12 protein-coding genes are annotated in these 13019 nt (G+C 69.3%); 1 reads left to right on the top strand and 11 read right to left on the bottom strand.

Annotated elements, in window-relative coordinates:
• Positions 1 to 17: 17 nt before the first annotated feature.
• Genes tkt through ACO2TI_RS08465 form a run of 6 tightly spaced genes read right to left on the bottom strand, consistent with a single transcriptional unit; the run spans position 18 to position 6956 of the window.
• Complete coding sequence (gene tkt, locus ACO2TI_RS08440) at positions 18 to 2069, bottom strand: transketolase (protein WP_423283520.1); 2052 nt, start codon at positions 2067 to 2069, stop codon at positions 18 to 20.
• Positions 2066 to 2941, bottom strand: coding sequence for a phosphoribulokinase (locus ACO2TI_RS08445; RefSeq protein WP_423283522.1), 876 nt, complete (start codon positions 2939 to 2941; stop codon positions 2066 to 2068). The genes tkt and ACO2TI_RS08445 overlap by 4 nt, the downstream gene beginning before the upstream one ends.
• Before the next feature lie 13 nt (positions 2942 to 2954).
• A complete protein-coding gene (locus ACO2TI_RS08450; protein ID WP_423284065.1) occupies positions 2955 to 4055 on the bottom strand; it encodes a class 1 fructose-bisphosphatase in 1101 nt (366 codons plus the stop codon).
• Positions 4056 to 4077: 22 nt separating this feature from the next.
• Positions 4078 to 4998: a CbbX protein gene (cbbX, locus tag ACO2TI_RS08455; protein ID WP_423283524.1), complete on the bottom strand. Its 921-nt coding sequence runs from the start codon at positions 4996 to 4998 to the stop codon at positions 4078 to 4080.
• 25 nt (positions 4999 to 5023) lie between these two features.
• Positions 5024 to 5458: a ribulose bisphosphate carboxylase small subunit gene (locus tag ACO2TI_RS08460; protein ID WP_423283526.1), complete on the bottom strand. Its 435-nt coding sequence runs from the start codon at positions 5456 to 5458 to the stop codon at positions 5024 to 5026.
• Positions 5459 to 5486: 28 nt separating this feature from the next.
• Positions 5487 to 6956 (bottom strand): form I ribulose bisphosphate carboxylase large subunit, encoded by a 1470-nt coding sequence (locus tag ACO2TI_RS08465; RefSeq protein WP_423283528.1) that lies wholly within the window; start codon positions 6954 to 6956, stop codon positions 5487 to 5489.
• 124 nt (positions 6957 to 7080) lie between these two features.
• On the opposite strand from ACO2TI_RS08465, the gene ACO2TI_RS08470 reads away from it, so the two are divergent.
• Positions 7081 to 8040 (top strand): LysR family transcriptional regulator, encoded by a 960-nt coding sequence (locus tag ACO2TI_RS08470; protein WP_423283530.1) that lies wholly within the window; start codon positions 7081 to 7083, stop codon positions 8038 to 8040.
• Here the strand turns inward: ACO2TI_RS08470 and ACO2TI_RS08475 are convergent.
• Genes ACO2TI_RS08475 through ACO2TI_RS08495 form a run of 5 tightly spaced genes read right to left on the bottom strand, consistent with a single transcriptional unit; the run spans position 8014 to position 12837 of the window.
• Entirely contained in the window at positions 8014 to 9042 is a 1029-nt protein-coding gene (locus tag ACO2TI_RS08475) for a S49 family peptidase (protein ID WP_423283532.1), read from the bottom strand. The genes ACO2TI_RS08470 and ACO2TI_RS08475 overlap by 27 nt on opposite strands.
• Positions 9039 to 9443, bottom strand: a complete 405-nt coding sequence (locus tag ACO2TI_RS08480) for a Rieske (2Fe-2S) protein (protein ID WP_423283534.1) — start codon at positions 9441 to 9443, stop codon at positions 9039 to 9041. The genes ACO2TI_RS08475 and ACO2TI_RS08480 overlap by 4 nt, the downstream gene beginning before the upstream one ends.
• 4 nt (positions 9444 to 9447) lie before the next feature.
• Positions 9448 to 10140, bottom strand: coding sequence for an HAD family hydrolase (locus ACO2TI_RS08485; protein ID WP_423283536.1), 693 nt, complete (start codon positions 10138 to 10140; stop codon positions 9448 to 9450).
• 10 nt (positions 10141 to 10150) lie between these two features.
• On the bottom strand, positions 10151 to 11899 hold the full coding sequence (locus ACO2TI_RS08490; RefSeq protein ID WP_423283538.1) for a hypothetical protein: 1749 nt from the start codon (positions 11897 to 11899) through the stop codon (positions 10151 to 10153).
• A complete protein-coding gene (locus tag ACO2TI_RS08495; protein WP_423283540.1) occupies positions 11896 to 12837 on the bottom strand; it encodes an RluA family pseudouridine synthase in 942 nt (313 codons plus the stop codon). The genes ACO2TI_RS08490 and ACO2TI_RS08495 overlap by 4 nt, the downstream gene beginning before the upstream one ends.
• Positions 12838 to 13019 lie beyond the last annotated feature (182 nt).

Consider the following 13019-nt stretch of genomic DNA (forward strand, 5'->3'; position numbering starts at 1 on the left):
TGGACTCGGTCGTCGCGTCATTTGGCGCCGGCGTAGGCCGGCTCGGCCTGCACCGATTCGCGGCCGGCGACGCGGCGCGCCGCCGCGACGACGGCCTCGGCCGTGATGCCGAAGCGCTGGTACAGCTGCGTCGCGGGCGCCGACTCGCCGAAGCGCGCCATGCCGACCACCTCGCCTTCGAGGCCGACGTACTTGCGCCAGAAGTCGGGGTGCGCGGCCTCGACCGCGACGCGCGGCACGCCACGCGGCAGCACCGCGTCGCGCCAGCCGCTGCTTTGGCGGTCGAACACGCTGGTCGAAGGCATCGACACCACGCGCGCGGCGATGCCCTGTTCGGCAAGCTGCGTGCGGGCCGCCAGCGCGAGTTGCAGCTCCGAGCCGGTGCCGATCAGCACCACGTCGGGCCGGCCGACCGCGTCGGCGACGACATAGCCGCCGCGCGCGATCGCTTCTTCATCGAGCGCGGCGCGCGCGAGCTGCGGCAGGTTCTGGCGCGACAGCAGCAGCGCGCTGGGCCCCGGCTCGGCGCTGCAGGCGCGCGCGAGCGACGCGGTCCACGCGACCGCCGTTTCCATCGCGTCGGCCGGGCGCCAGACGTCCAGGCCCGGAATCAGCCGAAGCGTCGCGGCGTGCTCGACCGGCTGGTGGGTCGGGCCGTCCTCGCCCAGGCCGATCGAGTCGTGCGTGAGCACATGCACGACCGGCAGCTGCATCAGCGCGGCCATGCGGATCGCGTTGCGCGAGTAGTCGCTGAACACCGCGAAGGTTCCGCCGTAGGGCAGCAGTCCCCCGTGCAGCGCGATGCCGTTCATCGCCGCGGCCATGCCGAACTCGCGCACGCCGTAGTGCACGTGGTTGCCCACGCCGTGCGCATCGACCGGTACCGAGGCCTTGACCGCGGTGAGGTTGGAACCGGTCAGGTCGGCCGAGCCGCCGAGCAGCTCGGGCAGCGCGGGCACCAGCGCCTCGAGCGCGTTCTGCGAGGACTTGCGCGTCGCGGTCGGCGCCTCGACCGCGCGCGCGGCATCGATCGTGCGCGCAGCGATCTGCGCCCAGTCGGCGGGCAGCGCGCCGCGCAGGCGGCGCAGCAGCTCGTCGGCCAGCGCCGGATGCGCGAGCGAGTAGCTGGCCAGGCGCGCGTCCCAGGCGCGCGAGGCCTCGCGGCCGCGATCGCGCGCGTCCCACGCGGCACGGATCGGCGCCGGGATCTCGAAGGCCGCGTGCGGCCAGCCCAGCGCCTCGCGCGTGGCGAGCGACTCCTTCTGGCCCAGCGGCGCGCCGTGAACGTCGTGCGTGCCGGCCTTGGCCGGCGAGCCCCAGCCGATGGTCGTGCGACAGATCACCAGCGTGGGCCGCGCGATGCTGGAACGCGCGGTGCGGATCGCGGCCTCGATCTGCGCGCGGTCGTGGCCGTCGATCGGGCCGATCACGCGCCAGCCGTAGGCCTCGAAGCGCGCGCGCGTGTCGTCGCGGAACCAGCCGTCGACGTGGCCGTCGATCGAGATGCCGTTGTCGTCGTAGAAGCAGCACAGCTTGCCGAGCTCCCACACGCCGGCCAGCGACGCCGCCTCGTGGCTGATGCCTTCCATCAGGCAGCCGTCGCCGAGGAAGACCCAGGTGCGGTGGTCGACGATCTCGTGGCCCGGCTGGTTGAATCGGTGCGCGAGCAGCTTCTCGGCCAGCGCCATGCCGACCGCGTTGGCCAGGCCCTGGCCGAGCGGGCCGGTGGTCGTCTCGACGCCGGCCGTGTGGCCGACCTCGGGATGGCCCGGCGTGCGCGAGCCGAGCTGGCGAAAGCGCTTGAGCTCGTCGAGCGGCAGCGCGTAGCCGGTCAGATGCAGCAGTGCATAGAGCAGCATCGAGCCGTGGCCGTTGCTGAGGACGAAGCGGTCGCGGTCGGGCCAGTCGGGGCGCTGCGGGTCATGCTTCAGATGCTCGCGCCACAGGACCTCGGCGATGTCGGCCATGCCCATCGGCATGCCGGGGTGGCCGGAGTTGGCGGCGTCGACCGCGTCGATCGCGAGGAAGCGCAGCGCGTCGGCGAGCGTGCGAGGATCGACTTCACTCATGACGCCCTCCGCTTCTGGTCCATCAGCCGCAGGATCATCGGCGTGAAGATCAGCTGCATCGCCAGGCCCATCTTGCCGCCCGGCACGACGATGTTGTTGGGCCGGCTCATCCACGAGTTCTGCAGCATCGACAGCAGGTAGGGGAAGTCGATGCCCTTGGGGTTGGCGAAGCGGATCACGACCATGCTCTCGTCGGCGCTCGGGATGTCCTTGGCGATGAACGGATTGCTGGTGTCCACCGTCGGCACGCGCTGGAAGTTCACGTGCGTGTGGCTGAACTGCGGGCAGATGTAGTTCACGTAGTCCGGCATGCGGCGCAGGATCGTGTTGACCACCGCCTCCTGCGAGTAGCCGCGCATGTTCTGGTCGCGGTGCAGCTTCTGGATCCACTCGAGGTTGATGATCGGCACCACGCCGACCAGCAGGTCCACGTGGCGCGCGACATCGACCCCGCCGCCCTGGTAGGCACCGTGCAGGCCTTCGTAGAACAGCAAGTCGGTGTTCGGCTCCATCTCACGCCACTCGGTGAAGGTGCCCGGGTCGCACTTGAACTCGGCGGCCTCCTCGGCGTCGTGGACGTACTTTCGGACCTTGCCGGACCCGGTCTCGCCGTAGTGGCGGAAGGTCTGCTCCAGCTCGGCGAGCAGGTTGGAGTCGGGGCCGAAGTGCGAGAGGTTGTGGTTGCCCTCGAGATCGGCGATGCGCGTGCGCTCGCGCATCTCAACGCGGTTGAAGCGGTGGAAGGAATCGCCCTCGATGACCTGGGCGCGGATGTTCTCGCGCCGGAAGATGTGCGCGAAGCTCTTCATCACGGTCGTCGTGCCCGCGCCCGACGAACCGGTGACGGCGATGATGGGATGGCGTTGCGACATGACAGCGCCCTCCTCAGCCGTTCAGCCCGGCGTTGACCGCCAGGGCTTCGGGGCGAAACAGCGAACGTTCGTTGAACAGCGGCGAGACGAAGGGCCGGTCGGTGCCGGCGTCGAACTCGGCGTGGTAGCGCTCGATGCGCTCGACCTCGCAGCGCGAGCCGAGGATCACCGGCACGCGCTGGTGCAGCTCGGCGGGCGGCACGTCGAGGATGCGCCCTCGCCCGGTCGATGCGCGCCCGCCGGCCTGCTCGATCAGCATGCCGACCGGGTTGGCCTCGTACATCAGGCGCAGGCGGCCGGGCTTGGCCGGGTCCTTGCGGTCGCGCGGGTACATGAAGATGCCGCCGCGCATCAGGATGCGGTGCACCTCGGCCACCATCGAGGCGATCCAGCGCATGTTGAAGTCGCGACCGCGCTCGCCGCTCTTGCCGGCCTTGCATTCGTTGACGTAGCGCGCCACCGGCGGCTCCCACCAGCGTTCGTTGCTGGTGTTGATCGCGAACTCGCTGGTCTCTTCGGGGATCGCGAGGTCGGGATGCGTGAGGATGAAGTTGCCGACCTCGCGATCGAGCGTGAAGCCGTGCGTGCCGCGGCCCACGGTCAGCACCAGCATCGTCGCCGGGCCGTAGATCGCATAGCCGGCCGCGACCTGCCGGCTGCCTTGCTGGAGAAAGGCGTCGAGCGTGGGCGCCTGCGCATCGGCATGGCGCAGCACCGAGAAGATGGTGCCGACCGAGACGTTGACGTCGGTGTTGCTCGAGCCGTCGAGCGGATCGAACACGAGCAGGAAGCGCCCGCGGCGGAACTCGGCCGGGATCTCGTACGGCGCCTCGAGCTCCTCGCTCGCCATGCCGGCCACCAGGCCGCCCCATTCGCAGGACTGGATCACCGCCTCGTTGGCGAGCACGTCGAGCTTCTTCTGCGTCTCGCCCTGGCTGTTGCGCTGCTCGACCGCGCCGAGAAAGCCACCCAGGGCGCCCTTGGCCGTCATCGCCGCGATCGCCTTGACGGCGGCGGCCACGTCGACCAGCAAGGCGCCGAGGTCGGCGCCTTCAGGGTGCTCGCGCAGCTGCTCGATCAGGAATTTCGACAGCGTGGTGCGTCCGCTGTACAGGGTGGAAGGCATGGTGGTCTCCTCATGTCGTTGACTCTTGTGTCGCCTGTTGCGCAAGCGCGCCGCCGGTGAACACGCGCGAGGCGCGAAAGTCTTCGGCGGCGAGCAGCGTGAGCGCGCGCGCATCGGTCGCACCGTCGTGCGCGGCGTCTTCGAACACGCGCATCGCCTGGCGCAGGCGCGCGCGGTCGAGCGCATTGCGGATCGAGCGCGCGTTGGCGAAATGGGGCTGCTGCACGCGATGCGCGATGTAGTCGCGCATCGCGGCGAGCGATGCGTCGTCGAACTCGTAGTGCATCTGCGCGCACATGCGCTGCGCGATGGCCAGCAGTTCGTCTTCGCTGTAGTCGGGAAAGTCGATGTGGTGCGCGATGCGCGAACCCATGCCGGGGTTGGAGCGAAAGAAGGTCTCCATCCGGTCCTTGTAGCCGGCGAGGATCACGACCAGATCGTCGCGGTGGTTCTCCATCACCTGCAGCAGGATCTCGATCGCCTCCTGGCCGTAGTCGCGCTCGTTCTCGGGGCGGTAGAGGTAGTAGGCCTCGTCGATGAAGAGCACGCCGCCCATCGCCTTCTTGAGCACTTCCTTGGTCTTGGGCGCGGTGTGGCCGATGTACTGGCCCACCAGGTCGTCGCGCGTGACGCTGACCACGTGCCCTTTGCGCACGTAGCCCAGGCGATGAAGGATCTCGGCGATGCGCAGCGCCACCGTGGTCTTGCCGGTGCCGGGATTGCCGGTGAAGCACATGTGAAGGCTCGGCGGCGAGGCGTCGAGCGCGAGCTGTTCGCGCGCCTTGCTCACCGCGAGAAAGGCCGCGATCTCGCGCAGGCGGCGCTTCACCGGCGCGAGGCCGACGAGCTCGGCATCGAGCGCGTCGAGCACCTCGTGCACGTTGGACTCGCGCACCAGCGCGCGCAGGTCGACGGTCGTGGGGGCGTCCATCGCGGCCTCTCGCTGCGGTCTTCGGTCAGTAGCGCTCGCCTTCGGGCTTGTCGGTCGCGTACGACGAGATCCGATAGCGCATGTGGCGGCCGACCGTCTCGGTGCGCGCGAGTCCGAAACCCGGTTCGCGCGGCGGGCGGTTCACGATGAAGCTCATCGCGATCGACTCGATGCCGCGCGTGGAGTCGAAGGCCATCAGGCGGATGTAGTGGTTCGGGAAGGTCTTGCGGCAGCTGTTGAGTTCCATCAGCACGCCGGCGGCGTCGCGCAGGTCGAACATCGGGTTGCCGAACATCTCCCAGTAGGTATTGCGCGGGTGCGGATCGTCGGTGTACTCGACGCTCCAGGCGTAGCCTTTGGCGAGGCCGTATTCGATCTGCGCGGTGATCTCGGCGTCCGTCAGGTCGGGCAGGAAGCTGAACTGCCCTTGCGTGACGCGCTGCATCGGGTTGGTCATCATGGTCGGGACTCCTCGTGGGTCTCGCGGATCAGGCCGACACGCTGGGCGTGACGACGTAGTCGCTGGTGTCGGTGGGCGTGTAGTTGAAGCTGATCTCGCCCCAGGTATCGAGGGCCTGCTTCAGCGGCGAGCAGTGGCGCGCCGCGGCCTGCAGGATCTCGGGGCCCTCGACCTTGATGTCGCGGCCCTCGTTGCGCGCCTTGACCATGGCTTCGAGCGCGACGCGGTTCGCCACCGCACCGGCCTGGATGCCCTGCGGGTGGCCGATCGTGCCGCCGCCGAACTGCAGGCAGACGTCGTCGCCGAAGAGGTCCAGCAGCTGGTGCATCTGGCCGGCATGGATGCCGCCGGAGGCGACCGGCATCACCTTCTTCAGGTCGGCCCAGTCCTGGTCGAAGTAGAGGCCGCGCGGCAGGTCCTGCAAGGTGTAGCTGTCGCGGCAGACGTTGTAGTAGCCCTGCACCGTCATCGGGTCGCCCTCGAGCTTGCCGACCGCGGTGCCCGCGTGGATGTGGTCCACGCCGGCCAGGCGCATCCATTTCGCGATCACGCGGAACGAGACGCCGTGGTTCTTCTGGCGCGTATAGGTGCCGTGCCCCGCGCGGTGCAGGTGCAGGATCATGTCGTTCTTGCGCGCCCAGTTCGACATGCTCTGGATCGCCGTGTAGCCGATCACGAGGTCGATCATCACGATCACGCTGCCGAGTTCCTTGGCGAACTCGGCGCGCTCGTACATGTCTTCCATCGTCGCGGCGGTGACGTTCAGGTACGAGCCCTTGACCTCGCCGGTGGCGGCACTGGCCTTGTTGACCGCGTCCATCACGTAGAGGAAGCGGTCGCGCCAGTGCATGAAGGGCTGCGAGTTGATGTTCTCGTCGTCCTTCATGAAGTCGAGGCCGCCCTTGAGGCCTTCGTAGATCACGCGGCCGTAGTTGCGTCCGCTCAAGCCCAGCTTGGGCTTGGTGGTCGCGCCCAGCAGCGGGCGGCCGAACTTGTCCAGGCGCTCGCGCTCGACCACCAGGCCGGTCGGCGGGCCCTTGAAGGTCTTGACGTAGGCGACCGGGATGCGGATGTCTTCCAGCCGCGCGGCCTTGAGCGGCTTGAACGAGAACACGTTGCCGATCAGGCTCGCGGTCATGTTCGAGATCGAGCCTTCTTCGAACAGGATCAGGTCGTAGGCGACCCAGGCGAAGTACTGCTCGGGGTTGTTGGGCACCGGCTCGACCTTGAAGGCCTTGGCGCGGTAGCTGTCGCAGGCGGTCAGGCGGTCGGTCCAGACCACCGTCCAGGTCGCGGTGCTCGACTCGCCGGCCACGGCCGCGGCCGCCTCGATCGGATCGACCCCTTCTTGCGGCGTGATCCGGAACAGGCAGATGGTGTCGGTGTCCTTGGGCTGGTAGTCGGGCTGCCAATAGCCCATCTGGCGGTACTTCAGCACTCCGGCCGAATAGCGTTTCTTGGCGTCGGTGATGATTCCTTCGTCGACCGGCTTGTTCATCGGTGTCTCCTGCTGTGGCTCGATGCGTTGGCTGAACGGTAGGGGCCACGACAGTTCAGGTAAAGTCAGATGAACTGCACTCGAAGTTCAGCTTTTCTTAACTGACTCTCCGATCCACCCGCCGATGCGCAACATCACGCTGCGTCAACTGCGCTGCTTCGCCGCCTGCGCGCGCTTGGGAAGCTTTGCCCGCGCGGCCGAGGAGCTGCACCTGAGCCCGCCGGCGGTCTCGATGCAGATCAAGGAGCTGGAGGAGCAGGTCGGCCTGCCGCTGTTCGATCGCACCGGCCGCAGCGTCTCGCTCACCGTGACCGGCGAGTACCTGCTGGTCTACGTGAAGAAGGTACTGGTGACGCTCAAGGACGCCGAGGACGCGGTCGCCAAGTTCCGCGGCCTCACCGGCGGCCGCCTGACGATCGGCATGGTGTCGACGGCGGAGTACTTCCTGCCGCAGCTGCTGGCGCGCTTTCGCGCCGAGCACCCCGCGGTGGAGATCAAGCTGCTGGTGGGCAACCGCGAGCAGCTGGTCGCGCGCATGCACGACAACGAGGCCGACCTCGCGGTGATGGGCCGCCCGCCCAAGGAGCTGGCGACGCGCGCCGAGCCTTTTGCCGCGCATCCGCACGGCGTGGTCGCGCCGCCCGAGCATCCGCTGGTCCGGCTGGGCCCGGTGCCGGCGTCGGCGCTCGCAAACCAGCCCTTCATCGTGCGCGAGCCCGGCTCGGGCACGCGCGCGGCGATGGAGCAGTTCTTCGAGGAGCAGCACATCGCGCCGGGCTACGCGATGGAGATGTCGAGCAACGAGACGATCAAGCAGGCCGTGATGGCCGGCATGGGCCTCGCGTTCCTGTCACTGCACACCGTGGGCCTGGAGCTGGCCACAGGGCGCCTCGCGCTGCCCGATGTCGAGGGCCTGCCGGTGGTGCGCCGCTGGTACGTGGTGCACACGCTGAGCAAGACGCTCTCGCCGATTGCCGAGGCGCTGCGCTACTTCATCCTCGAGCATGGCGAGGCGCACCTCGCCAGGCAGTTCGCGGGCGTGAGCCCGCATGAACCTTCAGTGGATCGAGGGGAGGCTGCGTAGCGCCTTGATCGCGCCTTCGCCGATCGATGCGCCGAAGCGCTTGGCCAGCCGCTCCGCGACGTTCTCGCGCGGCGTGTAGTCGATCACTTCCTCGGCCTTGACCACTTCTCGCGCGACGTAGTCGAGGCTGCCGATCTTGTCGGCCAGGCCCTGCTTCACGGCTTCTTCGCCGCTCCAGAACAGGCCGGAGAAGGTCTCGGGCGTCTCCTTCAGGCGCTTGCCGCGGCCTTCCTTGACCACCGCGATGAACTGGTGGTGGATCTGCTCGAGCATGCCTTGCGCGAACGCGCGCTGCTGCTCGTTGAGCGGCGAGAACGGATCGAGCATGCCCTTGTTGGCGCCGGCGGTCAGCAGGCGGCGCTCGACGCCGAGCTTTTCCATCGAACCGGTGAAGCCGAAGCCGTCCATCAGCACGCCGATCGAGCCGACGATCGAGGCCTTGTCGACGTAGATCTCGTCGGCGCCGGCGGCCATGTAGTAGGCGCCCGAGGCGCAGACTTCCTCGCACACCGCATAGACCTTCTTGCCGTGCAGGGCCTTCAGGCGCTTGATCTCGTCGTAGACCAGGCCGGCCTGCACGGGGCTGCCACCCGGCGAGTTGATGCGCAGCACGATGCCTTGCGCGCCGCGGTCCTCGAAGGCGCTCTTGAGCGCGGCGTTGAGGTTTTCGGCGGTGGCCTCGCCTTCGCTTGCGATCTCGCCGCGCACTTCGATCAAGGCGGTGTGCGGGCCGTTGGGCGCGGCGGCGTGCTTGTTCTGCGCGAACAGCGCATAGGCGATCGCCGCGAACACCAGCAGCCACGCGAAGCGAAACACCAGCTTCCAGCGCCGCTCGCCGCGGCGGTCGCGCAGGTAGGCGCGCGCGAAGTCCTCGATCACGCCGGCATCGACGCCGGCCACCGCGGGCGTCGTCGGCGCGGGCGCCGGGCGCGTCACCGGAGGCACGGGAGCCGGGCCGAACTCGGGTTCGGGGCGGGAGGGATCGTCGTTGGAGGTGCTCATGTCTGGCTCGAGGGCGAGGTCTCGCCGAAGGATTCGGCCACCGGCCGAACGTCACGGGAAGGATACCAACGCACCCGTCCGTCGCGCTCGTCGACCGCGATCGCCATGAGGCGTCCGCGGCCGCAGGGCCCGCCGATGCAATGGCCGCTGGCCGCGTCATAGCTCGCGCCGTGGATCGAGCAGAGGATGAAGTTCCGGTCGGCGTCGAGGAACTCGCCGGGCTGCCAGTCCATCTCGGCCGGCACGTGGGCACAGCGGTTCAGGTAGGCCACCACGCGGCCGTCGAAGCGCAGCGCGAACGCGCGCTCGGGGCGGCCGAAGACCAGCACGTCGAAGACGATGGCCTTGCCGCGCTCGGCCAGCTCGGCCGAGGCGCACAGGTCGATGGCGTCGGCGTGCATCGGATCAGGCGTGCGCGATCAGCCAGTCGTGCAGCTCGCGCGTGCTGTGCGCGACGAATACCGGCGCGTGCGCATCGAAGGCCTCGACTTCGTGCGCGCCGTAGCTCACCGCGAGCGATGCGGCGCCGGCGTTGTCGGCCAGCAGCAGATCGTGCGTGGTGTCGCCGATCATCAGCGTGCGCTCGGGCGCGACGCCGAACTCGCGCATCAGCTCGTTGAGCATCAGCGGGTTGGGCTTGCTCGCGGTTTCGTCGGCGGTGCGCGTGGCGTCGAAGAAGCGGCGCAGCGACAAGCCGCTTTCGCGTGCGTCGAGCGCGCGGTCCAAGGCCTCGTCGAGGCCGCGGCGCGACTTGCCGGTGGCCACGCCCAGCCAATGATGGCGCGACTTCAGCTCGCCCAGCATCTCGAGCGTGCCGGGAAACAGCGTGAGTTCATGCTGAGCCGCGAAGTAGTGGTGGCGGTAGCGCTGCGCGAGATCGATCACGCGCTCCTTCGGAAGATCGGGCGCGGCATGTGCGAGCGCGTCATGCAGGCCCAGGCCGATCACGTAGGCGGCCTGCGCATCGCTGGGCACGGTGGTGCCGACATCGGCGCACGCCGCCTGGATGCAGCGCACGATCAGCGCGGTAGAGTCGAACAGGGTGCCGTCCCAGTCGAACACGATGAGGTCGAAGCGGCGCGGGCGGAAGTCGGTCATGCGCGAATTGTCAGCGTTCGAACAGGCGGGCGATCTGCCAGATGACCCAGGTGGCGATCGGCAGTGCGAGCAGCAGCTTGAGCGCCAGCGGTTGCCGCTGCAGCTGCAGCCGCATGAGCGCCGGATCGTCGACGAGCTGGGTCGCGGGAAGCCGCGACAACAGCGCCCGCTCGATCGCCTGCGGATCGAACATCGGCTCGCCCGGGCGCCGTGGGCTGCCCAGGCGCACGAGCCGCCAGCGCAGCACGCGCGCGCCGATCAAAAGGCCGCCGGCCGAGGCGTAGACGTCCTTCAGCTTCGCGCTCGACTTGCGCCGCTCGCCTTCGATCCAGTCGACCGCTTCGGCGCCGATCTCCAGCCGGGTCGAACCGATGCGGCGCTGCAGGATCGACAACGCCAGCAGCGAAACGCCACCCAGGACGACCACGCCGAGGGCCATCGGCCCGATGCCCGCGGCCGTCTTGAGTGCGCCCCCAAGCATCGCGACCGGCACCAGCACCGCGGCGGCCGACAGAAGCGCCAGGCCGGCGGACCACACGATCTGGCGCCGCAGGGCCTTCAGGTAGGCCGGCGTCGGCGTCAGCACGACGGGCAGCGCCGGCGCATGCGCGGCCGAGCGCAGCTCGGCCAGCCGGGCGGCCGTCTCGCGGTCGAGCGCGCCGGCGCGCGGCGGTCGTTCGCCGAAGCGCAGCGCCAGCACGATGCCGACCGCGATCACGAGACCGCCTGCCGCCAGCGAGGCCGTGAACCACCGGTCAGCCGTGCGCAACTGGTCGTGCCGGGCACTCAGCTCGGCGCGCAGCGGGGCGTCGCCGAACGGACCGAGCCAGCGGCCGCGCGCATCGACGCGATAGAGGTCGGCTCCGGCAAAGTCGGCGACGAGCGCCGCCGAACCGAGCGCTTCGACGATCAGCGGATCGGCTCCGGCGGGCAGGTCGGCACGCGCGATGGGCCGTCGGTCGGCGTCGAAGACCAGCAGGTCGCCGTCCTTCTGGCCCGGCCGCAGCGCCAGCATCCACAGCGTGCCGTCGGCGCCGAAGGCGGCATCGCCGACCAGCCCGCGCCCCGGCCGTGCCTGGCCGTGGTCATGCGATGAGAGCGTGCGCGCGACGCGCATCGGCCGCCCCGCCGCAACGTCGAGCCAGACGATGCGATGGTGGTCGTTGTCGGCCACCGCCAGCGTGTCGTCGCCGAGGAAGCGCAGCCGGTTCGGGAAGTCGAGCGACACATCCGGCTGCGAGCGTGCGAGCACACGACCCGCCAGGTCGAACACCTGCACCTGCGCACTTTTGGCATCGGCGAGGAAGATCCGCTCGCCCAGGCGATCGACCGCCAAGTGCACGGCGCGCGAGCGCGGGTTCAGCTTGAGCTGCGCACCGGACAGCGCGGCCGCGCAGTCGCGCAGGCCGGGCCGCGCCTCGTCCCATGCGCAGCGCAGCACCCGTGGCACACGGTCGTCGAACAGCCAGGCCTCGATGTGACCTTCGCGATCGACCGTCCAATCCATGTCGTTCGGCGCCTCGGCGAGGCCGAGCTCGGCGACCGGCTGACGCACAAGCCGTCGGCCCTCGGCGTCCGTCACGTGCAAGGCGCCGTCGAACACGAGCGCCACGCGTTCGCCCTGCGGCGACGGCAGCACCCGCATCGCTTCGGGCCCGCGCGCATCGCCGCGCAGCTGCAGGCCCTTGATCAAGCCCGCCGCGCAGGCCGCCAGCGCGAGCAGGATCGGCAGCGCGATCTGCCATTCGCGCCGCGTCACGAAGCCCCCTTCTCGAGCGCCTCCAGCTCGAACGGCGTCAGCGATTCCAGCCGCACCGTCTCGCCCGTCTTGGGGTGGTCGAAGGCCAGGCGCCATGCGTGCAGCAGCATGCGTTTGACGCCGCGCCGGTGCATCGCCTTGTTCAGCTCGAAGTCGCCGTACTTCTCGTCGCCGACGATCGGGTGGCCCTGCGATGCGAGATGCACGCGGATCTGGTGGGTGCGCCCGGTCTTGATCGTCACCTCGAGCAGCGTGAACCCGGCCAGGCGCCGCGCCACGCGCACCAGCGTGATCGATCGCCGCCCCTGGGGATGGGCTTCGTCGACGATGCGCACGTGGCGCTGCTCGCCCGCGCCGTCCGGCGCCTCGACCAGCGTCTTCAGCAGCGGCACGTCGATCACCTTGAGCCGATCGGGCCACTCGCCCTTGACGACGGCCAGGTAGGTCTTGCCGGTCTGGCGCTGGCGAAACTGGTCCTGCAGCGCGGTCAGCGCGCTGCGCTTCTTGGCCACCAGCAGCAGGCCCGAGGTCTCCTTGTCGAGCCGATGCACCAGCTCGAGAAAACGCAGCGTGGGGCGCGCGCGGCGCAGCTGCTCGATCACGCCGAAGCTCACGCCCGAGCCGCCGTGCACGGCCACGCCGGCCGGCTTGTCGATCGCGATCAGCCACTCGTCCTCGAAGACGATCGGGAATTCGCGCGCCGGCGCGGGCTTCTCGGCCTTCTCGGCCACCTTGTCCGACACGCGCACCGGCGGCAGGCGCAGCACGTCGCCCAGGGCCAGGCGCGTGTCGGCGGCGGCGCGCGCCTTGTTCACGCGCACCTCGCCGCTGCGAATGATCCGGTAGACGTGGGTTTTGGGAACGCCCTTGAGCGTCTTGACCAGGTAGTTGTCCAGGCGCTGGCCTTCGCCTTCCTCGCCGACGGTCACATGGGTCACCGCAGGTGCCGGCTGGGGCCGGGCTGTCGCCGCCGGCGCTTTGGCACCTATAATGCGTTGTGCCACGTGTGTGCCGTAAGTGATTGATTTTTCAGAGTTTACCCGTCACTGAAAAGCGAACACGAGGCCCCGCTGCCTCATCGGCAGCGGACAAAAGGTGATGCAACGCCGCGGCGCGCGGC

This window comes from Caldimonas sp. KR1-144 (genome assembly GCF_049446155.1).
GTDB lineage: Bacteria > Pseudomonadota > Gammaproteobacteria > Burkholderiales > Burkholderiaceae_C > Rivibacter.